Below are 22194 nucleotides of genomic sequence, written 5' to 3'. Positions count from 1 at the left end.
TTAAAAGCCTCAGAATAATTCATTTTGAGGTTTTTTTTGCGTCCTCTGCGTAAAACCCAGTGACCTTTGCGGTTAAAATTCTAAATTGCACCAAAATACAATCTCTATGGAAATAGCTATTATAGCACATGATGGAAAAAAAGCCGATATGGTTCAGTTCATCAATAAGAACAAAGACCTATTGCAAAAAGAAAACATCAAACTCATAGCTACCGGAACAACCGGTGGAAAAGTAGAAGCCGTGGGCATCAAAGTAAAGCGAATGCTTTCGGGACCAATGGGCGGCGATGCTCAAATTGCGGCACGTGTAGCCGAAGGCAAAACCAAAATGGTCTTATTCTTCAAAGACCCCAACTCGAGCCATCCGCACGAACCGGATATCAACATGCTGATTAGAATTTGCGATGTACACAATATACCTTTAGCCACAAACGAAGCGACAGCGCAATTGTTATTGTTGGGATTGGATGAGGTGAAGTGAAGGTAATTGCGTAAAACGGATATTAGCAACAGTAATTATTTTACTATATATTTAGTTTTGTTGAGATTCCCAATACTTTCAAACATAGTCATTTCAATTCCTTTTTTCAAATCTCTGCTTGCCGTTGCAGATGACAAATCTTTAAATATGTTCATGTAGTCTTTTCGGTTAAACTCTTTTATGCCTAGGTTTAAAAAATATTCCAAACGATCAATATCTTTTAAAACCCTATTATTGTAATTGAGTAAGCTTTCCAGTGACTTATCAATAACACCCAGCATATATTCAATAAAGACAGTTGACTTTCCGGACTTGTCACTTAAAGCTAAAGATTTATAATATTCATCCTGAGTTTTGCTGATTAAATTCTCGAAGGGTAAAAATTCAAAAACCGGATATTCAGCCATTAGAATCAAAGTTTGCCAAAGTCTTCCCATTCTTCCATTTCCATCTAAAAATGGGTGAATAAATTCCATTTCGTAATGAAACACACAGCTTTTTATTAAGGTCAATTCTTCTGAATCTTTCAGATACTCAAACAAATCTTTCATTAGATATGGAATATTTTCAAAAGGTGGTGCGATGTGTTCAATCTTTGTTCCTTTAATTATTCCAACACCTTGCGTCCTATATTTTCCGGCACTTTCAATTAATCCATTCATTAATTTGAGATGCGCTTTTAAAAAGCTCTTGTCGGAAGAGAATTTATAGCTTTCTAATCTTTCATACACTTTGATAGCATTTAAAACTTCTAAAACATCTTTTTCTGGTCCAATCACTCTTTTGTTTTCAATTAATGCTGTGATTTGTTCTTCCGTTAATGTATTGCCTTCAATTTTCAAAGAGGAATGAATTGTTTTAATTCTATTCTGTTTGCGAAGTTGTGGAGATTGCTTACTAAGATAATTAGCATTAACAGCTCCAATTTTCTCTGAAATCGAACTTATTAGTTTTAAAATTTTCGGAGTAATGTCGTAAGGCGGTTTCATTGATAATATCATTTGATAGTATCAAAGATAGGTTTTTTCCGTGAGCGTTCAAAATTATTGTTGCCAACGTCGTGGATTGTAATCACGATCTCGGTACGGAGATTAATTATGGATGCTTCGGAGCCAAGGAGAATTCGGGAAAAGCCCAAGCGAGCAGTTGCTGCAAACGGCTGTTAGCAGCATGTTTTTACCAAATTTTCCACCACTTTTTGTTTAACACGATTTGTGGAGTTTCATTAAAATCGAATGTTTCAAGGTTTAGAGTGAAATTGCTCTTATCAAGACCTTTTGTAGATTGACAAAACTCATTTAGTACACCTCTTAAAATTCCATCACCTAACTCTACATTAGTAATTCCATCGAAACATAAGTGCTCAAAATGGTTAATTTTATCAATATCTTCTACCACTGAGATAGAACACTCGCCAATCAAAACAAAAAGATTTTTATATTCAAAAACCTCTTTATAGTCAAGTCCAAATTCAATGATTGGTTTTACATTTTCAATATCGATAATGTAACAAATTCCAAAAGCAATAATTAGAATGTTTGTACTATCTTTTATTTCAGAAGCAAACCTTAATTGAGAATTTCCTCTTTCAAAATTACCAACCCATTCACTATTATCTTTTCTAATGAACTTTACTGCCAATCCTTCTGAAAATTGTTTGTAACCATTTTCGGGAATTGAAATGTACATATCTCCATGTGCAGGTAAACCGTCTAGTATTTCAAATTTTCTTTTCAAGTATTACGTGTTTAAACTTGCCCCTAACTTATCAATAAGTACTAAACCCAAATAAGTTTTTCTCAAATATATAAAAATTCTATACTTATCATTCCTTTATTGTTTTTCGGGAGTCCGATATTCGTTTGCGACAGTCAGAAGATAAAAAATGGATGTCCGCAATGCGTTTGTGGTCTTCCGAAGTTCATTTGTTGGAGTCCGAAGCATTTCTGCCACAGTTCGAAACTTATTTGTGAGAGTCCGAAGCTTTCTTGCTCGAGTCCGAAGCTCGTTTGATGGCTGCGAAGGCTTGAAAATGATGAAAAGTTGGTTTTTTGGGTCAAAAAAAATCCTTCATCGTTTGCACAATAAAGGATTCGTCTATTTTGAATCTGTTGCTTTCTGCCTTCTGCCTTCTATTTAATCGCTGTCATCGAAATCTCCACATTCACGCCTTTGGGTAAACCGGCTACTTGAACCGTTTCTCTCGCCGGAGCAGTAGCTTCATTAAAGTAACTGCCGTAAACCGAATTGATTCGGGCAAAATCACCCATGTCCATAATAAAAATGGTTGTTTTTACCACATGGTCAAAAGTCATATCAGCCGCTGCTAAGACCGCTTTCATGTTCTCCATCACTTGTTTGGTTTCGGTTTCGATATCGTCTAAAACCAATTCCATCGTAGTCGGATTCAAGGCAATTTGTCCTGAAGTGTATAAAGTATTGCCCACTAAAACCGCTTGGTTGTAAGGTCCAATAGGCGCCGGCGCTTTGTCTGTAAAAATGATTTTTTTCATGATGTTATTGTATCTGCGTTCTGAAATCTATCTCAAAGTTCTATCCGGAAGCGAACGTTTATCCCATTTGATATCGCTCAACACACCCGATTTGATTCCGATAAAGAATCCCCAATAGGCACTGTCACCAAAAGGAACCCAGTTGAAATCCATACGCCAACTCAGCAAATCTCTTTCAAATCTGAATTGGGTAAAAGTCACACCTCTTTGTACAAAGTCGTAACCCGTAGATACCCCAATTTTCCATTTAGGCGTCAAATCGGTATTCATCGAAATCATTACCGAATTTCCGGTGATTTCTTGTTCTCGGTTGTTATTAGAATAGGTTAGGGAATAGGCTAAAGTCATGTCCCAAGGCAATTCATATTTAAAAAACTCTGTTGGTGGTTTTTCTTCGCCATCATCTTCCTCAAATTGGCTCTGGCGTCGGTCACTCAAATCGGTATTGGTTCCAAATAAGTCATCTTCGCGACCACCATTTCGTTTCCCTTGTTCGTTTTTCTTCTCTTTATCACCATTCATGTCTTTGCTCGAAAAAGAGTAGTTCAAAGTCATATTGGCACTCGTCATTCTGAACAAACTTCCGCCATTGTCAATATTCCAAGTATCGATTCTTTGTCCTGAATTGTTAATGGCATACGGATCAAGCGTTGCGGCAAAATTGATATTCATCTTCTGATTCAGTATCTGTGTTCCACCACTAACACGCATTGGTGACCAGCGCAAGGAATCGGCTGTGATATCATAACTGGTTGAGAAATTCAGGTTGTTTAGCAACATGACTTTCTTGGGTTCTGTTGCGGTTGAATCTTTATCGGTTACTTTAGCTTCAAAAGTATTACTCAGGTTAAAGCCAACGTTGTTTGACATATTTTTCCCCGGTGCACCAAAAATACCGCCATCAAAACGGGTGTACTCTTTTAGCATTGTGCCGCTGCCATTCGGATCATAGGTGTCATAATATTTCTCAAAACTCGGCGTGTAACTGTAAGAAACGTTGGGTCTCATGACATGGCGAATCGCTTGAATTTTTTTATTTTCGCCAAAATTAAAAGTTCCGTAAATCGTAGTTCCTAGACCTGCAGAAAACGAATAGGTTCTAAAAGCATCAAACCCTTGAATGTCTGTGTCAACTACTTCATTTGTATTGGCGTCATATTCTTTTCTGATGGTTTTTAAATACCAAACCTCATTATAATTCACCGAAGTAGAAGCACTAAAGTATTTGAAAATTTTAAAGTTGGTACTCAACGGAATACTGTGTTGGAAACCTACTTTAGCATCGCGGAACATTTCAGATTTGAAGAAAAGTGAATCAGTGGTTTCAATTCTGTTTTCACCTCTTAGGTTATATTGTAGATTGATGTTTTTGAAAAATCCTTTTTTGATACCTTCTTTTGGCGCAAACGGGAAAATCCTATCGACACTCAATTGCAAAGTAGGCAAAGTCATATTGATTTGTTCCGTATTGGTATTTTGCGAATGGGTTGCAGTCAATGAGAGGTTGACTTGCGGAACGGAATTGAAGGTCTTAGAATACGAAATCGAAGAACTCAAAGTATTATTCAACCCTGAACTCACGTTCATCTGATTTAAAGATTGGCGGAAATACTGACTACTTCCTAAGTTTACCGAAGCAGAAAATCTTGAGTTCGGATTCGACTTTCCGTCTTTAGAGTGTGACCATTGAATGTTATAATTGTTGGCTCTAGAATAGTCGGGATAACCTCTTTCGCTTTGGATTAAATTTTCAAATCGAATGTTCACATTTCCGAGGAACTTATATTTTTTGGCATAAGACGATTCAAATCGAAAACCATAACTACCGTTGGTATAATAATCGCCTAAAATCGCTAAGTCGTAATTCTCACTCAAGGCAAAATAATAACCGCCATTTTGTAGCGAAAAACCACGAGTATTACTGTCGTTATAGGTTGGAATAATCAAACCCGAACGCGCTTTGTCAGACATTGGGAAAAAGGCAAACGGTAACGCAATTGGCGTTGGCACATCGGCAATTACCATATTGGTGATGCCCACCACAACTTTTTTCCCGGGAACCAGTTTTACTCGGTCGGTCTGGAAATAATACTCAGGATTGTCAATGTCTTTGGCGGTGGTAAAACGAGCACCTTTCATAAAGTAGACAGAGTCGTTTTCCTTTTTGGTAATCGCAGCTTTGATGTTCATTTCACCTTGCTGACTTCTTGAATTCCAGACCAAAGCTTTTTTGGTTTTTAAATTAAAGCGAATAGAATCCGGTTCAACCTCATTAGCACCTTGTTTAAAAACCGGTCTTTGGGAAAGATTGCCTAGCGAATCTTTGATTCTTCCGGCGTAAACTTCATCTTTTTGGTAATCAATGACAATGATACCCGATTTCAATTCGATATCTTGATAATAAACTTCGGCTTTGTTGTAAAGCGTGATTGTTTTTTTCTTTTGGTCTAACTTCTCATAATCGAGTGCTTTCCTTCTGATTTTACCATCTAATAGCGCTTTCTTAGGTTTTATACTGTCTTTTTTAGTTGAATCAATCACTTTGGTCAAGTCTTTTAATTCAATTTTAGTGCTATCTGTCTGGTTTTTAGCCGGGAAAGGATTGCTTTTTGGAGGTAAATCTTGTGAATATGTTTTCGCGTTTCCCAATGTTAGGAAAATTGTTAAAAAAACGATATTAAATAAGTTTCTTTGCAAAGGTTTAATGCTATTTTTGTAGAAATATGGCTTGGTTTTTGACGTGGCAAACTTAAACAATATTTTCGGTCAAAAATAGGTAAATATTACATTTATGACCGCCGGGTTTTAATTAAAATTAACTTTTACAAATGAAATTAAATAATAAGAACATTCTTTTCTCGATGGTTTCGATGTTGTTCGTTTGTAGTTTGGCATGGTCACAAACCAATAAAGCATTCACAGTGATACTAGATGCCGGTCATGGCGGAAAAGATCCCGGCAATTCTTACCATGGTTTTGTAGAAAAAGAAATCGCACTTAAAACCACTTTGAAAGTGGGTAAACTGTTAGAAAACGATAAGAATATCAAGATAATTTACACGCGTACAACAGATGTTTTTATAGAGCTTGTGAATAGACCCAAAGTGGCTAACAAAGCCAACGCCAACCTTTTTGTTTCAATCCATTGTAATTCGGTGGCCAATCAGACGCCTGCAGGAACAGAAACTTTTGTGATGGGTTTGTCTCGCAGTGGTATGAACTTAGAAGTAGCCAAAAGCGAAAACTCTGTTATTTTATTAGAAGACAATTACAAAGAAACCTATCAAGGATTTGACCCGAAAAAACCAGAGTCGTTGATTGGCTTGACGATGATGCAAGAAGAAAACTTGAATAGCAGCATCGATTTAGCAACGAAGATTCAGGATAATTTCACCCATAATTTAGAACGCAAATCTAGAGGTGTGAAACAGCAACCTTTATGGGTTTTGGATGCGGCTTACATGCCAAGTGTTTTAATTGAATTGGGTTTTTTGTCTAATAAAGAAGAAGGTGAGTTTTTAAATTCAGATGAAGGCCAAAATAAAATGGCGAGACAAATCGCAGACGCTATCATAAAGTATAAAAAAGAGTACTTAAATGAAGCCTACAATAATAATGAGAATGCAAAGTATTTGGATATGCCCGATGTAAAGGAAGTAAAAGAAACAATTGCAATTAAGACAGAAGAAAATTCAACTGCTGATTCAAAAGAAGGATTGTATAAAATCCAATTGTTTGCGACTTCCAAAAAAAGAGACATCACTTCGTCCGATTTTAAAGGGCTGAAAAATATTTCATTTACCTTTGAAAATAGTTTATATAAGTATTTTTACGGAAGTTGCTCCGGTCTAGAGGAAGCCAAAAAGTTAAATGAAATTGCCAAAAGAAATGGCTTTGCTGATGCGTTTATTGTTACCACTGTAAACGGAAAAACGGCAGCCATAAAATAATTTATTAGATATTTTGAAATTGATAAAACCAATGAAAGGAATTACGTTAGTAGGTACGATTTTATTATTTATTTCCAATTTGGCCTTTGCCCAATCGGGTCAATTTAAAGTAGCACTTGATGCCGGTCACGGCGATCATGATTTTGGTGCGGTTTACAACGGACATATAGAAAAGAAAATTGCTTTGGCAGTAGTGCTTAAAGTCGGGAAGATTTTAGAAAGCAAATCCGGGATAGAAGTGATTTACACGAGAAAGAATGACACTTTTGTCGATTTGATTGAGCGCGCCAATATCGCCAACAGAGCTGATGCTAATATTTTTGTTTCCATTCATTGTAATGCCAACAAAAATTCGGCCGCCTGTGGTTCTGAAACCTATGTAATGGGTATGTCGAAAAATGCTTCCAATCTTGAAGCAGCAAAGAAAGAGAATGAAGTAATCACGATGGAGAAAGATTACCAACAAAAGTATAAGGGTTATGATCCAAAATCTCCTGAGAGCATGATTGGCTTGACTATAATGCAGGAAGAATATTTGGAAAACAGTATTGCTTTAGCCGGAAAAATCCAGAGCCATTTTATAGACGATGTCAGCAGTAAAAGCCGGGGAGTTAAACAAGCGCCATTTATGGTATTGCACAAAGCTTACATGCCAAGAGTATTGATAGAAATGGGCTTTATTTCCAATCCGGCAGAAGGCGCAAGATTAGATTCTGAAGCAGGACAAAATGAATATGCTGAAGCCATAGCCAATGCCATTATCAATTACAAAAAAGAGTTTTACGGTTCAGGTGATGCTGAGGATGTTAAACCTTCTCAAAAAATCGAAACGGTAAAAATTGATTCACAGGCAACGACAAAACCGGTCGTGAAAAATCCGGAAATCAAAAAGGTAGAGCCAAAACCTGAAGTTGTTGTAAATTCCGGCGTAGCCACATTCAAAGTGCAACTATCAGCCAGTGGTACCAAATTAGAAACGGTACCAAGTAATTTCAAAGGGTTAAACAATATCTCGGTTTCAAGCGAAGGTTCTTTATACAAATACATGTATGGAGAAACCACTAGTTATGACGAAGCTAAAAGATTATTGGCCGAAGCCAAAGCCAAAGGTTTTACATCAGCTTTTGTAATCGCCTTCAAAAACGGAAAAAAAGTTTCAGTGCAAGAAGCATTAAAGCAATAATAATAAGTAGTTTTAGTATTTTATTTTAACTTTGCCAAAAAACAATTAGCATTGAAAATCACTAGAGAAATCAAGACGGCAATTTTAGTTATTGCTTCTATTTTATTGTTCATTTGGGGTTATAGTTTCTTAAAAGGAAGAGACTTGTTGTCAAGCTACCATAAATATTATGTGAAATATAGTAATGTTGACGGATTGGCGACTTCTTCACCGGTTGTTATTAACGGATTAGTCGTTGGTAAAGTAAATTCTATCGAATTACAGAAAGACTGGACTTCCTTGGTAGAATTGCAAATCAACGGCGATTTTAAAATCCCTAAAAACAGTGTGGCAGAATTGTATTCTCCCGGACCAATCGGCGGAAAACAAATCGCTATTTTACCCAATACAGAAACCTCAGAAATAGCCGTTTCCGGTGATTTTTTCAAGTCGGCCAACAAATTGGGTTTGACAGAGGAAGTTTCGAATCAAATCAAACCCATTAAAGAAAAACTCGATAAAGTGTTGCAAAACGCCAACACCATGTTGGTCAGCGTAAACCAAGTATTGGATGAAAAAACCAAACAGAATTTAAGGAGCAGTTTAGAAAACCTAAATGCAACTTTGGCTGAATTCAAACAAGCTTCGACCAGTGTGAATCAAATGTTGGCAGAAAACAAGACTAAAATTGCTTCAACGGTATCCAATTTTGACAAAACATCCGCTAATTTAAAAACCATGTCTGATTCTTTGGCGAAAGCCAATATAGGACAAACAGTTAAAAACCTTGAGAAAACATTAGCCAGTGTTGATAAAATCATGGCTGATATGGAAGCAGGAAAAGGAACTTTAGGCAAATTAGCCAAAGATGAAGCTTTGTATAATAATTTCGCCAAAAGCTCTAAAGAACTCGAATTGCTTTTACAAGATTTGCGTTTGAACCCAACAAGATATGTAAATGTTTCTTTGTTTGGAAAGAAAAACAAACCGTACAAAGCACCAGTAAACGACACCATCAATAAAAAGTAAAATCTAAGCCATGATGTATATTGACAACATACTTTTTGCTATCATTCTCATTGCGGGAATTGGTTTTTTTGCCAAAAACGTAAAAAAACTAACACGCAATATCAACTTGGGACATGATGTCAATCGCACCGATAATCCTTCAGACCGTTGGAGAAATATGGCAATGATTGCTTTAGGGCAATCCAAAATGGTGAAAAGACCAATCGCGGGATTTTTGCACATCATTGTTTATGTTGGTTTCGTAATTATCAACTTAGAAGTTTTAGAAATTATCATCGACGGTTTGTTTGGAACACACCGAGTTTTCTCCTTCTTAGGTGGATTCTATGGTGTTTTAATTGGTTCGTTTGAAGTGTTAGCCGTATTGGTTTTAGTAGCAGTCGTGGCGTTTTGGATTCGTAGAAATGTAATCAAATTAAAAAGATTCACGAGTTCCGATTTGAAAGGCGCCCCAAAGAAAGATGCCGATACAATCCTTTATTTCGAAATCGTGTTGATGTCGTTGTTTTTAATCATGAATGCTACCGATTTGTCATTTCAAGCGACAAATTCAGGGAATATCATTTCACAATACATTAATCCATGGTTTAGTTCTTTATCAATTGTTCAAGTGGAAATAATTGAAAGAGCCGCTTGGTGGTTGCATATTATTGGAATCTTGATTTTCTTGAACTATTTATATTATTCTAAACATTTGCACATTCTTTTAGCATTTCCAAATACGTATTTCGCCGATTTAAATGCCAAAGGCAAATTCGACAATTTAGAAAGTGTTACCAAAGAAGTGAAACTAATGATGGATCCAAATGCTGATCCTTTTGCCGCGCAACCGTTGGATGAAAACGCGGTGCCGAGTAAGTTTGGTGCTTCCGATGTGCAAGATTTGAATTGGGTGCAACTTTTGAATGCTTATACTTGTACCGAATGCGGTCGTTGTACTTCATCTTGTCCGGCGAATCAAACCGGAAAGAAATTGTCGCCCCGTAAAATCATGATGGATACGCGTGACCGTTTGGAAGAAGTAGGGAAAAATATCGATGCTAATAAAGGGGTTTTTGTACCCGATAACAAATCGTTGTTAAATGATTACATCACTCCCGAAGAACTTTGGGCGTGTACATCTTGTAACGCTTGCGTAGAAGAATGTCCGGTTAATATCAGCCCGTTATCCATCATCATGGATATGAGAAGGTATTTAGTAATGGAGCAAAGTGCAGCGCCGCAATCATTAAACGCGATGATGACTAATATCGAAAACAACGGTGCGCCTTGGCAATACAACCAACAAGACCGATTAAACTGGAAAGACGAAGTATAAACAAATATTGATGCGTTTATCGCGTCTGAATTAGGATGTAATTTATTGCATCCATTATAACCCTGATAAATTCTCATAATTGTGAGGCTTGAGGATTTGTCGAATGAATTTGAAACATTATTAAAAGTAAAAAAATGAAAGCGGAAGACATTGACAAAAACTTGCAAAGCATCACTGAAAACGGACAGCATTTAAGTCCTATTTTACCTGAAGGAATTAAGAATTACCTAATTGATATCGACGGAACCGTTTGTGACGATATCCCAAATGAAGAGCCTGAAAGAATGCTGACAGCAGAGGTTTATCCGGATGCTTTAGTCACTTTAAACAAATGGTTCGATGAAGGACATATTATATTTTTCTTTACATCGCGTACAGAAGCACACAGAGAATATACTGAGATTTGGTTAAAAAAACACGGTTTCAAATACCACGGAATCTTGTTCGGAAAACCACGCGGCGGAAACTACCACTGGATTGACAATCACTTGGTAAAAGCCACCCGATACAGAGGAAAATTCACCGATTTAGTAGACAAAGAAGTAACCATTCAAGTGTTCGACGACGAGCACCATGAGTAAATGATTCGGTTATTTGTGGATTTGGTTATTTAAAATGTTTAACCGAATAACCAAATAACCGAACAAACAAATAAACATAAAAAAATGTCAGAAGTATTAAACGTGCCAACAATGGCAGAAATGATGGCTCAAGGCAAACAACCCGAAGTGTTATTTTGGGTAGGTTGCGCCGGCAGTTTTGATGACAGAGCAAAAAAGATTACCAAAGCATTTGTGCGTATTTTAAACCGTGCTAATGTTGAGTTTGCCGTTTTGGGAACCGAAGAAAGTTGTACAGGCGATCCGGCTAAACGCGCCGGAAATGAGTTTTTGTTCCAAATGCAAGCCATGATGAACATCGAGGTTTTGAATGCTTACGAAGCAAAAAAAATCGTAACGGCTTGCCCGCATTGTTTTAATACTTTAAAAAACGAATATCCTGAATTGGGCGGAACTTACGAAGTGATTCACCATACTGAGTTTCTGAAATCATTATTAGATTCCGGTAGATTAACCATCGAAGGCGGACAATTTAAAGGCAAACGCATCACATTTCATGATCCTTGTTATTTAGGTCGTGCCAATAATATCTATGAAGCGCCAAGGGATTTAATCCAAAAATTGGATGCTGAATTGGTCGAAATGAAGCGTTCTCGTGCCAATGGTTTGTGTTGTGGTGCCGGTGGTGCCCAAATGTTCAAAGATGCCGAACCCGGAAACAAAGAGGTCAACATCGAAAGAACGGAAGACGCTTTAGAAACCCAACCGGAAATCATTGCAGCAGGTTGTCCGTTTTGTAACACAATGATGACTGATGGTGTCAAAGCCAAAGAAAAAGAAGCCAATGTCAAAGTAATGGACATCGCTGAATTAATTGCTAACGCTCAAGATTTATAATTCGTAATTCATAATTTATAATTCACAATTCCCATGTACGTTCCATTTGAAAATTTACCCGAAGATTCCAAAATTTGGATTTACCAATCCAATCGCAAATTTTCAGACGACGAGATGACCGAAATCGAGAATGATATCAAAGCATTTGTCGAAAATTGGTCTGCTCACGGAACCGGTTTGGAAGCTTCTTATTTATTAAAATACAACCGATTTGTCATTTTTGCCGTAAATCAAGAAGTGCAACAAGCGACAGGTTGTTCCATTGATTCATCGGTAGCTTTTATCCAAAGTTTAGAACAAAAATATGGAGTAGATTTACTTGATAAAATGAACGTAACGTTCAAAAACGGTGAACACATCGCCCACAAATCGCTGATTGATTTCAAACGAATGGCCAAAGAGAAAGCAGTAACTGCCAATACTATTGTTTTCAATAATTTAGTCAATTCTATTGAAGAATTCAACGACAATTGGGAAGTTCCGGCTGGCGAAAGTTGGCACAGTCGTTTCTTTTAAACTTTATTTAATGAAATATTTTTTGTTCAGAATAGGCTTATTCGCGGCACTGTTATTTTTGGTAACCAATTGTTCTTCCACCAAAAGTAATAAGACCAATGTGCCTTTGGTTAAGACCGAAACAGCGATTCCGGATCAAGATAGTGTTTCCTATGTTCAAACCGAACGAAAAAACTTTTTCCCTGAAACCGAAGCTGAAACTAAATGGGTTGACAGTATCTACAATCAATTTACTTTTGAAGAAAAAGTGGGACAATTGTTTATGGTGGCCGCTTATTCTAACAAAGATGCAGCGCATGTAGCCGAAATCGAAAAGTTGGTGCGCGATTATAGAATCGGTGGTTTGATTTTCTTTCAAGGCGGACCAAAACGCCAGTCTCGACTCAGCAACCAATACCAATCCTTAGCCAAAGTGCCTTTGTTCATCGGAATTGATGCCGAATGGGGAATGAGCATGCGTTTGGATTCTACTTTTCGTTATCCTTTCAATATGACATTAGGCGCTATTCGAGATTTGAAATTGGTAGAGAAAGTTGGTGTGGCCATGGGCAAAGAAAGTAAAAGAATGGGTGTGCATTTCAATTTCGCACCGGTTTTAGACATCAATACTAATCCTAAAAATCCTATTATAGGTTATCGTTCTTTTGGCGAAAACAAAGTCAATGTAACCGAACATGCCATCGCTTTAATGAAAGGCGTACAAGGACAAGGTATTTTTTCGACCGGAAAACATTTTCCCGGTCATGGCGATACTTCAACCGATTCGCATCACGCTTTGCCGGTAGTCAATGCAACTTTGGAACACATTAAAAAAGTAGAGTTGTATCCTTATAAGAGAATGTTTGATGAAGGTTTGGTTTCAGTTATGGTAGCGCATTTGAATGTGCCAAGTTTGGAGCCGAGAGAGAATTATCCAACCTCTATTTCACAGCCTGTAGTTACTGATTTACTCAAAAAAGAATTGGCTTTTGATGGTTTGATTTTTACCGATGCCTTGAATATGAAAGGCGCCAGTAATTTCAAAAAACCGGGAGATATCGACTTAGAAGCTTTTTTAGCCGGAAATGATGTTCTCCTTTTTGCCGAAAACGTACCGCTGGCTGTAGAGAAAATCTGCGTAGCTTACCAAGATAGTATTATCTCTGAAAGTCGTTTGGCGGAATCAGTGAAGAAGATTTTACGTTACAAATTCAAAGCTGGTTTAAGCAAATACGAACCGGTAGAAGGAATCAACTTAGCCAAAGATTTGAATCCGAAATCGAATGAAAGTTTGCAATACGAACTGTATGAAAATGCCGTTACCGTAGTGAAAAATGATGGTGTATTGCCGATTAGAAATCTAAACCAAAAGATTGCTTACGTGAAACTAGGTGATGATACCAACAGCTCTTTTGTTTCTACGTTGAAAAAATATACTGAAGTTACCGAAGTCGCTGATGCTAATTTAGATTCGTTGATGACCAAACTAACCGATTATGAAATGGTAATCATTGGTTACCACAAATCGGATAAATCTTGGTGGCGTTCGCCTGAATTGACGGTTCCTGAATTACAATTGATCGACTCTATTGCTGCCAAAAAGAAAGTGATTATCGATTGTTTTGCCAAACCTTATTCGCTTTCCAGAATTGTAAATTTTGAGGAAATCGAAGGCGTAATTGTTTCTTATCAGAATGGGGATATTGCTCAAGAAGTTTCAGCCGAGTTGATTTTTGGTGCTATAGCTGCTAAAGGAATGTTACCGGTTTCCATCAATAGCACTTTCAAAGCCGGCGATGGTTTTGCCACAGACAAATTGGATCGTTTGGGTTTCAGTACACCGGAAAATGTTGGCATGAGTTCAGAAAAATTGAACCAAATCGAAAAGATAGCCAACAAAGCCATAGACGGTAAAATGACACCTGGAGTGCAGGTTTTGGTAGCTCGTAAAGGCAAAGTCATTTACCAAAAATCTTTTGGTCACCATACTTATGAAAACAAAACCAGAGTCAAGAATACCGATTTGTATGATGTGGCTTCTTTGACCAAAATGGTAGCGACATTGCCTAACGTCATGCAACTATACGACCATCAAAGAGTAACTTTAGAAACAAAGCTTGACGAAATGTTGCCTGAGTTTAAAGGTTCCAATAAGCAACACATGACTTTCAAAGAGTTGATGTCACACTACGGCAGAATGCAAGCGTGGATTCCGTTCTATAAAGCTACAGTTGATGCCGATAAAAAACCAATGGAAAAATACTATCGAAAAATATATACTGCCGGATTTACCGAAAGAGTTTCCGATAGTTTGTACCTACGTGATGATTACCATGACAGCATCATGAAACAAATCATCAACAGCCCATTAATGGACAAAAAGGAATACAAATACAGTGATTTTACATTTATCATCCTCAAAAAATATTTAGAGAAAGCCACCGGAAAATCTTTAGACCGATTGACTTACGACAATTTCTACAAGACTTTAGGAATGAATAACACTTTATACAATCCTTTGCAGAAGTTTGACAAAAGTGTGATTGCGCCAACTGAAATCGATTCTTATTTCCGTCACGATACCATTCAAGGCTATGTTCACGATATGGAAGCGGCGATGGAAAATGGAGTAGGCGGACATGCCGGGATTTTCTCGAATTCGTTGGATGTGGCCAAAATGATGCAAATGTACCTTCAAAAAGGAAGTTACGGTAACGTTCAATATTTCTCTACGCAAACTTTTGACACCTTTAATACTTGTCATTATTGTGCCGAAGGCAACCGTCGTGGTTTAGGATTTGACAAACCGCAGATTAATGGCGCCGGACCAACTTGTGGTTGTGTTTCGATGTCGAGTTTTGGCCATACCGGTTTTACGGGAACCATTGCTTGGGCTGATCCTGAAACAGAAATCGTTTACATCTTCTTATCCAACAGAACTTTCCCGGATTCAAATTTGCCCAACACACTTTCAAAAGAAAACATCCGAGAAGACATTCAGAAAGTGATTCAGGAAGCGATTATGGAGAAATAATAGTAGGCTGAAACCGCCAAAATTCTTCCTACAAAATACCAAAATCGAAAAGGCCGACTGTTAATTTGGAAAAAGCCATTTTTACCTTTGGGAACACTAGTAAATACAAGGCTTCAGGAAGTACCTGATGAGTTGTTCAATTCATCAGCATCATTTGTCCAACTCATCAGGCTCAGTTGATCAATTCATCAGCATCATTTTGACGACTGATGCAGATGGTTTTAATTTTTGTAGGAATATGAGAATTTTATTTGGGAGAATAAGCTAAATCCGAAGAAAGGAAATTGATGTAAACGGTTGTTAACTTCGGTTTTTATTTTCGCTCAAAATACATAGTTCCGAATTCAAGTTTAAAAATAAGATTCTCATCATTCAGAAATTCAATTTCAGCATCCTCATCAAAACCTTCGTCCGACAAATCTCTTTTTTGACTTAATGTTTTTCCATCGTCAGCAATTTTGTAACTGCCATTAATGGGTTCAGAGCTCTTTTTAGCATTGGTTGTAATGAATTTTCCATTAGCATTAAAACACACCACAGTGTTTTGAGTTTGCAGAATCAGCTCTTCTGAAAAATCATATTTGCCATTAAATTCTATTTTTTTAAAAGTCCAACAACCCAATATCTTTTCTGCACTAGTTTTTTGGGCTACAGCGTTAGTAGTGGTGAAAGCAAAAAGGAGGAAGACCAATATTTTTAGATATTTCATTTTTAAATGTATAAGTTATGAAAATGGTAGCTTAATTAGGTAGTATATCCATTCCATTTCCTTAGCTAATATACTAAAAATACCACAAGCAGTCAAAGCAGCGTTTTTATTTGAAAATCATTTTAACAGTCCTTAGGGATAAAGCGCTTTATTTTTCCTTAATTTCGTGATACGAAAAACACAGTATGAAAATAGCAATAGTTTGTTATCCTACATTTGGAGGTTCCGGTGTCGTTGCCACAGAACTCGGACTGGAATTGGCCCATCGCGGTCACGAAATCCATTTTATAACCTACAGACAACCGGTGCGTTTGGCGCTTTTAAATCCAAATGTGCATTACCACGAAGTAAACGTTCCTGAATATCCGTTGTTTCATTACCAACCTTATGAATTGGCGCTGTCCAGTAAGTTGGTTGATATGGTGAAATTATACAAAATCGAATTGTTACACGTGCATTATGCCATTCCACATGCGTATGCCGGTTATATGGCCAAGCAAATGTTGAAAAGTGAAGGCATCAAGATTCCCATGGTGACCACATTGCACGGAACCGATATTACTTTGGTAGGCAATCATCCGGTATATAAAACGGCAGTCGCTTTCAGTATCAATAAATCGGACATAGTGACTTCGGTTTCCCAAAGTTTGAAAGACGATACGCATAAACATTTCAATATAAAAAAGGAAATTCACGTGATTCCCAATTTTATTGAGTTGGATAAAATACGCAACGAGAGTTTAATCTCTTGTCAGCGCTCGGTCATGGCGAAAAAGGAAGAGCGAATCGTGACACACATCAGTAACTTCCGAAGGGTAAAACGCATTCCGGATATCATTAAGATTTTTTATAAAATCCAACAAAAAATACCGGCCAAGCTAATGATGGTGGGCGATGGTCCTGAAAAAGCCAAAGCGGAGCAATTGTGTGAAGAATTGGGTATTCAAGACAAAGTGATTTTCTTTGGCAACAGTAACGAAATTGACCAAATTTTATCTTTTTCCGATTTGTTTTTACTACCGTCAGAAACTGAGAGTTTTGGTTTGGCTGCTTTGGAAGCAATGGCATGGAGCGTTCCGGTAATATCGAGCAATTCCGGTGGTTTGCCTGAAGTGAATTTTGATGGTGTTTCAGGTTACCTGAGTAATGTTGGCGATGTAGACCATATGGCCGAAAATGCTTTGAAAATATTGGCTAACGACGAAACTTTAAGTCAGTTTAGAGCCAATGCTTTAGATGTAGCCAAACAATTTGATATCAAAAAAATACTTCCGTTATATGAAAATCTGTACCTTCAAGCCATAAATGACACCAAATGAGAAAAGTAATTCCGGCCCTTTTAGTATTGTTTTTAGCTTCTTGTTCTTCTACGAAAGCACCGGTAAGCAAACAATTGTATGAAGTATTAACCACTAATGACGATGGCGGTGCTAACATCAAATTTTATGAAATTTTGACTGAGCCAAAGGAAATCATGATGTTATTAGGAGATGAAACTTTGCGTAAAAAAATAAGCAAGGACGATACGACCAACAGTAATTTTATTATTCTGAACTCGGGACCAACAAAGGAAAGTTACAACAGAATTAAAGTGGAAAAAGTAATTGAAACCGCTACTAATATTGAAGTCTATGTCAAAGACACTCAAAAGAGCACTGAACCGGATTTAGCCGACGAGAATATTTCTTTTCCTTATACGATTATCAAGATCAATTCGAAGAAACCAATAGTGATTAAATAAAAAATCCCACCGATTAAGGTGGGATTTTTTATATTACGTAATATGGATTACCATTTGTAACGAATACCTAAAGCGATGTCCGGACCAAAACTATCTTCTCTGTAATCGTCAGAGTTGAAATAAATCTCAGGTCTGAAATCTAAAGATATTTGAATTGGCGCTTCTTTGAAGTTGTATTCTATACCAATATCTCCGGCAGCCAAAAGGATTGTTCCGCTATCGCTAAAACCACCTTGGTCATAACTCCAGCTTCCGATACCACCACCTACACCGGCGTACCAATTAAAACCACCATCAATATTCCAAACCCATTGGTACAAACCAACCAATTTGAAAGCATCAACATTTTTACTGTTTCTCCAGCCTAAGTCTAATTCCAAACGATTATTGCTTCCTAAACCTCTTTGGTATGATATCTCACCACCAAAACCATCATTGTCTCCTAAACGCAATCCTAATGCATTCTTTGAAATGTCTTGAGCTTGTGTGCTGAATGCTAATCCTACTAGCATCAAGGCACTTAGAAATAATTTTTTCATAATTCTTGAATTAATTTTTGTTTTTGTTAAAGAATAAAATCGAAATTGTAGTAACAATTCTACTAAAACAAAGGTAGGTGTTTAATTTGTTAAGGGTTTACATAATATCTGTTAAAAGTTATAGAATTTCGATTTTCCTAAATATCAAATAATCTCATATCAAATTTCGGTAAATAATTTCAAAAAACTATATTTGTTTAAAACATTGAATAATGGCCGGAAACAGTTACGGAACACTTTTCAGATTAACTACTTTTGGAGAGTCTCACGGTGAAGCACTTGGCGGAGTTATTGATGGTTGTCCTCCCGGAATGACAATTGATATGGAGGCAATCCAACTCGAAATGCAACGCAGAAAACCGGGTCAGTCCACTATAGTGACCCAAAGAAAAGAAGAAGATGAAGTGCAATTTCTTTCCGGAATTTTTGAAGGTAAAACGACAGGAACACCCATAGGTTTTATCGTTCCCAACACCAACCAAAAATCAGACGATTACTCACACATTAAAGATAGTTACCGACCAAGTCATGCCGATTATGTTTATGAGAAAAAATACGGCATTCGAGATTATCGCGGTGGTGGAAGAAGTTCGGCCAGGGAAACTGCTTGTCGTGTTGTAGCCGGCGCTATTGCTAAACAGGTTTTAAGTGCTATAAAAATCAATGCTTTTGTATCTTCTGTAGGTGATATTTTTATTGACAAACCTTATCAGGATTTAGATTTTTCTTTAACAGAAAGCAATGCCGTTCGTTGTCCGGATTTGGCGACAGCGGAGCAAATGGAAAATTACATCAAAGAAATCCGTAAAGAAGGCGACACTGTTGGTGGCACCATTACTTGTGTGATTCAAAATGTGCCCATAGGTTTGGGTGAACCCGTGTTTGATAAGCTTCATGCCGAATTAGGCAAAGCCATGTTATCTATTAATGCGGTGAAAGGGTTTGAATTTGGCAGCGGATTTTGTGGTGCGAGAATGAAAGGCAGTGAACACAATGATTTATACAACGAAGATGGTACAACGAGAACCAATCTTTCCGGCGGAATCCAAGGCGGAATTTCTAACGGTATGGATATTTATTTTAGAGTGGCTTTTAAACCGGTGGCGACTTTAATCCAAAAACAAGAAGTGCTAACCAATCAAAATAGTATAGTAGAACAACAAGGCAAAGGCCGACATGATCCTTGTGTGGTACCAAGAGCCGTCCCGATAGTCGAGGCTATGGCTGCCTTAGTGTTAGCCGATTTTTATTTGATAAACAAAACATACCTATAAATAGTATTCAGTATTCAGTAATTTGTTGGCAGTTAGATTAAACTGAAAATAGAGACTGAAGACTGAGACTCAAACCTGAATAAAATGAATACAATCCATACTCAAAAGAAGTCTTTTTTCTCCAATCTTACTGTTCAAATTCTGATTGCCATGCTTCTTGGAGCAATTCTAGGTATTTATATTCACAATAATTTTGACACAGAATTCGCCAAAAATTTCAGTGATAAAATAAAAATGTTGGCCACCATTTTTATTCGTTTGGTTCAAATGATTATTGCGCCGTTAGTGATTACAACTTTAGTTGTTGGAATTGCGAAACTGGGTGATATAAAATCGGTTGGGCGAATAGGAGGAAAGGCCATGGGCTGGTTTTTTACGGCTTCCTTTATATCTTTATTAATAGGATTGTTTTGGGTTAATATTTTACAGCCCGGCGTTGGCTTAAATTTATCCGGTGTGGATGTTTCAACAGCAACTGAAGTGACGGATAAAACCAAAAGTTTTTCGACTCAGAATTTTGTAGAACACATTATTCCTAAAAGTGTATTTGAGGCATTGGCCACTAATGAAATTCTTCAAATTGTGATTTTCTCTATTTTCTTTGGATTGGCAGCGGCATCTATTGGTGATCATGCTAAACCGGTTGTTAAAGTTTTGGACGTCATTTCACATATTATTCTTAAAATGGTAAATTATGTGATGAAGTTTGCGCCATTAGGTGTTTTTGGCGCTATTGCCGGTGTTTTTGCTATTAGAGATTTACAAGAATTGTTGATTACTTATGCTAAATTCTTCGGTTCATTTATGGTCGGGATTTCATCGCTTTGGGTGGTGCTTTTGCTGATAGGTTATTTGTTCTTAAAAGGACATATGACCACTTTATTAAAACGAATTACCGGTCCGATAATCATAGCTTTTGGGACAACCAGTAGTGAAGCTGTTTTTCCAAAATTAACGGAAGAGTTAGAACGATTAGGCGTTAAAGATAAAATCGTATCATTCATGTTGCCGTTAGGATATTCTTTCAACCTTGATGGAAGCATGATGTACATGACTTTTGCCAGTATTTTTATTGCACAAGCTTATGGTGTTCATCTCGATTTACCAACCCAAATGACAATGCTATTAGTTTTGATGCTTACCAGTAAAGGAATTGCAGGTGTTCCCAGAGCGAGTTTAGTGGTGGTTGCTGCTACTTGCGGAATGTTCGATATTCCAATAGAAGGAATTGCATTAATACTTCCAATTGATCATTTTTGTGACATGTTCAGAAGTGCAACAAACGTTTTAGGAAATGCTCTCGCCACGACTGTAGTAGGGAAATGGGAAAAAGATAGTTAAAGTTTATTTCTTTTAGGAAATACTTTATACATTTGGACTTTTAAAACTAAAAAATAATAATTATGAAAAAACTTTTACTTTCTTTATTAATTGCATCGTCTTCATTTGTAAGTGCACAGGTGCTTCAAAGTGATGATTTTGAAGGATTGAATCTTGGTGATATAGGAACAAATTTAACAGGAGTTACACCTGGACAAGGTGGTTGGTTTACGGCTAATGGTGCAGGAGGAACAAATGGAAGCAACAGTAATTATCAAATTATAAGTCTTGATGGTGATCCAAATGGACAATCATTACAATTAACTGGATCAAATGCTGCAACTGGAACTCGCTTTATGTGGAAAGACGGATTAATTGATAGTTGGGCAGGACGAACACAGGATAATGATATTATTGAAGTTGAATTTGATTTTAATCCATTAGGTGCATCAACAAGTCTCAATGGGTTTAGAGTTTATATTTATAGTGATGATACACCAGCACTGGTATTGGCAGGAATTGGAATAGCTAGTAATGCAGTGGTTAATACTGTTAATTACTCAAATATGGTTCAAGGTTTTGGACATTGGACATCAACTCCCGGAACAGGTACTTATTCTTTTGGATTAGGAGCTACGGCTGCAACTCAAATAGTTTTAACAGAGAATACATGGGTAAGATTAGGTTTTAGTTTTAATACAGTAACTGGTGAAATTAAATGGAAAGGACCAGATTTTAATGTAACATTTAATGGTAATGTAAATTTCCCAGTTATAACTGCAGGTAAACAACCTGGAGAAATGGATTTTGTTGTTGCCGCCGGTACAGGAAATGTAGTTGCTGATGAGGCTTTGTTTGATAATTTTGTGATGAGAGCTTCTTCTACAGATACATTATTAGGAACTGATGAAGTTGTTAGCCGTGCTAATGCATTTTCAGTTTATCCAAACCCTGCTAATGATTTCGTGAAAGTTTCTTCTTATGATTATTCAATCAATAAAGTTGAAATGACTGATATCAATGGAAGAGTTGTTAAAACAATCTCAAACAATAGCAATGAGATTCAAATTGATTTATCTGATTTGTCTCAAGGAGTTTATGTTATGAGAATAACTTCAAGCGAAGGAGTTTCTGCTACTAAGAAAATTGTAAAACAATAATTTTACACTTCT

Annotated in this window: 20 protein-coding genes; 14 read left to right on the top strand and 6 right to left on the bottom strand. The window is 37.0% G+C overall.

Annotation, left to right across the window (positions count from 1 at the left end):
• Positions 1-106 precede the first annotated feature (106 nt).
• Positions 107-481, top strand: coding sequence for a methylglyoxal synthase (locus C8C84_RS14390; RefSeq protein ID WP_121314312.1), 375 nt, complete (start codon positions 107-109; stop codon positions 479-481).
• A gap of 35 nt (positions 482-516) precedes the next feature.
• On the opposite strand, the gene C8C84_RS14385 is transcribed toward C8C84_RS14390, so the two are convergent.
• The 4 genes from C8C84_RS14385 to C8C84_RS14365 all read right to left on the bottom strand — a co-directional run bounded on the left by C8C84_RS14385 (position 517) and on the right by C8C84_RS14365 (position 5691).
• Complete coding sequence (locus tag C8C84_RS14385; RefSeq protein WP_121314311.1) at positions 517-1470, bottom strand: Fic family protein; 954 nt, start codon at positions 1468-1470, stop codon at positions 517-519.
• A gap of 187 nt (positions 1471-1657) precedes the next feature.
• Positions 1658-2218: a hypothetical protein gene (locus C8C84_RS14380; RefSeq protein WP_147406870.1), complete on the bottom strand. Its 561-nt coding sequence runs from the start codon at positions 2216-2218 to the stop codon at positions 1658-1660.
• Positions 2219-2613: 395 nt separating this feature from the next.
• Entirely contained in the window at positions 2614-2994 is a 381-nt protein-coding gene (locus C8C84_RS14370; RefSeq protein ID WP_121314308.1) for a RidA family protein, read from the bottom strand.
• 27 nt (positions 2995-3021) lie between these two features.
• Positions 3022-5691, bottom strand: coding sequence for a putative LPS assembly protein LptD (locus tag C8C84_RS14365; RefSeq protein ID WP_370453649.1), 2670 nt, complete (start codon positions 5689-5691; stop codon positions 3022-3024).
• A gap of 131 nt (positions 5692-5822) precedes the next feature.
• Here C8C84_RS14365 and C8C84_RS14360 point away from each other — a divergent pair, with 131 nt between their 5' ends.
• From C8C84_RS14360 to C8C84_RS14325, 8 genes are all read left to right on the top strand, one after another.
• Positions 5823-6944: an N-acetylmuramoyl-L-alanine amidase gene (locus C8C84_RS14360; protein ID WP_121314306.1), complete on the top strand. Its 1122-nt coding sequence runs from the start codon at positions 5823-5825 to the stop codon at positions 6942-6944.
• A 31-nt stretch (positions 6945-6975) separates the two neighbouring features.
• Positions 6976-8127, top strand: coding sequence for an N-acetylmuramoyl-L-alanine amidase (locus C8C84_RS14355; protein ID WP_121314305.1), 1152 nt, complete (start codon positions 6976-6978; stop codon positions 8125-8127).
• A gap of 51 nt (positions 8128-8178) precedes the next feature.
• Complete coding sequence (locus tag C8C84_RS14350; RefSeq protein WP_121314304.1) at positions 8179-9135, top strand: MlaD family protein; 957 nt, start codon at positions 8179-8181, stop codon at positions 9133-9135.
• A gap of 10 nt (positions 9136-9145) precedes the next feature.
• Positions 9146-10453 carry a (Fe-S)-binding protein gene (locus C8C84_RS14345; RefSeq protein ID WP_121314303.1) on the top strand — a complete coding sequence of 436 codons (1308 nt, stop codon included), beginning with the start codon at positions 9146-9148 and terminating at the stop codon, positions 10451-10453.
• 134 nt (positions 10454-10587) lie between these two features.
• Positions 10588-11034, top strand: a complete 447-nt coding sequence (locus tag C8C84_RS14340) for a phosphoheptose isomerase (protein ID WP_121314302.1) — start codon at positions 10588-10590, stop codon at positions 11032-11034.
• An 84-nt stretch (positions 11035-11118) separates the two neighbouring features.
• The gene (locus C8C84_RS14335) at positions 11119-11910 is read left to right on the top strand and encodes a (Fe-S)-binding protein (RefSeq protein ID WP_121314301.1); all 792 of its coding nucleotides are present in this window, start codon (positions 11119-11121) and stop codon (positions 11908-11910) included.
• Positions 11911-11943: 33 nt separating this feature from the next.
• The gene (locus tag C8C84_RS14330; RefSeq protein WP_121314300.1) at positions 11944-12426 is read left to right on the top strand and encodes an ABC transporter ATPase; all 483 of its coding nucleotides are present in this window, start codon (positions 11944-11946) and stop codon (positions 12424-12426) included.
• A 10-nt stretch (positions 12427-12436) separates the two neighbouring features.
• The gene (locus C8C84_RS14325; RefSeq protein ID WP_121314299.1) at positions 12437-15439 is read left to right on the top strand and encodes a glycoside hydrolase family 3 N-terminal domain-containing protein; all 3003 of its coding nucleotides are present in this window, start codon (positions 12437-12439) and stop codon (positions 15437-15439) included.
• 313 nt (positions 15440-15752) lie between these two features.
• Here C8C84_RS14325 and C8C84_RS14320 read toward each other — a convergent pair whose 3' ends face one another.
• Entirely contained in the window at positions 15753-16148 is a 396-nt protein-coding gene (locus C8C84_RS14320) for a hypothetical protein (protein ID WP_121314298.1), read from the bottom strand.
• A 185-nt stretch (positions 16149-16333) separates the two neighbouring features.
• Here C8C84_RS14320 and bshA point away from each other — a divergent pair, with 185 nt between their 5' ends.
• Complete coding sequence (bshA, locus tag C8C84_RS14315; RefSeq protein WP_121314297.1) at positions 16334-17467, top strand: N-acetyl-alpha-D-glucosaminyl L-malate synthase BshA; 1134 nt, start codon at positions 16334-16336, stop codon at positions 17465-17467.
• Positions 17464-17889 carry a hypothetical protein gene (locus C8C84_RS14310; protein ID WP_121314296.1) on the top strand — a complete coding sequence of 142 codons (426 nt, stop codon included), beginning with the start codon at positions 17464-17466 and terminating at the stop codon, positions 17887-17889. The genes bshA and C8C84_RS14310 overlap by 4 nt, the downstream gene beginning before the upstream one ends.
• 47 nt (positions 17890-17936) lie before the next feature.
• On the opposite strand, the gene C8C84_RS14305 is transcribed toward C8C84_RS14310, so the two are convergent.
• Entirely contained in the window at positions 17937-18428 is a 492-nt protein-coding gene (locus C8C84_RS14305) for a hypothetical protein (RefSeq protein WP_121314295.1), read from the bottom strand.
• A 212-nt stretch (positions 18429-18640) separates the two neighbouring features.
• Between C8C84_RS14305 and aroC the strand changes: the two genes are divergently transcribed.
• The 3 genes from aroC (at position 18641) to C8C84_RS14290 (ending at position 22182) form a co-directional block, all read left to right on the top strand.
• The gene (aroC, locus tag C8C84_RS14300) at positions 18641-19702 is read left to right on the top strand and encodes a chorismate synthase (RefSeq protein WP_121314294.1); all 1062 of its coding nucleotides are present in this window, start codon (positions 18641-18643) and stop codon (positions 19700-19702) included.
• 84 nt (positions 19703-19786) lie between these two features.
• Complete coding sequence (locus C8C84_RS14295; RefSeq protein ID WP_121314293.1) at positions 19787-21043, top strand: dicarboxylate/amino acid:cation symporter; 1257 nt, start codon at positions 19787-19789, stop codon at positions 21041-21043.
• 62 nt (positions 21044-21105) lie between these two features.
• Positions 21106-22182, top strand: a complete 1077-nt coding sequence (locus C8C84_RS14290; protein ID WP_121314292.1) for a T9SS type A sorting domain-containing protein — start codon at positions 21106-21108, stop codon at positions 22180-22182.
• Positions 22183-22194: the final 12 nt, after the last annotated feature.

It is taken from the genome of Flavobacterium sp. 102 (assembly GCF_003634615.1).
Classification (GTDB): domain Bacteria; phylum Bacteroidota; class Bacteroidia; order Flavobacteriales; family Flavobacteriaceae; genus Flavobacterium.
Note: the sequence above shows the minus strand (reverse complement) of the source record. Positions and strands in the feature narration are given on the sequence as shown.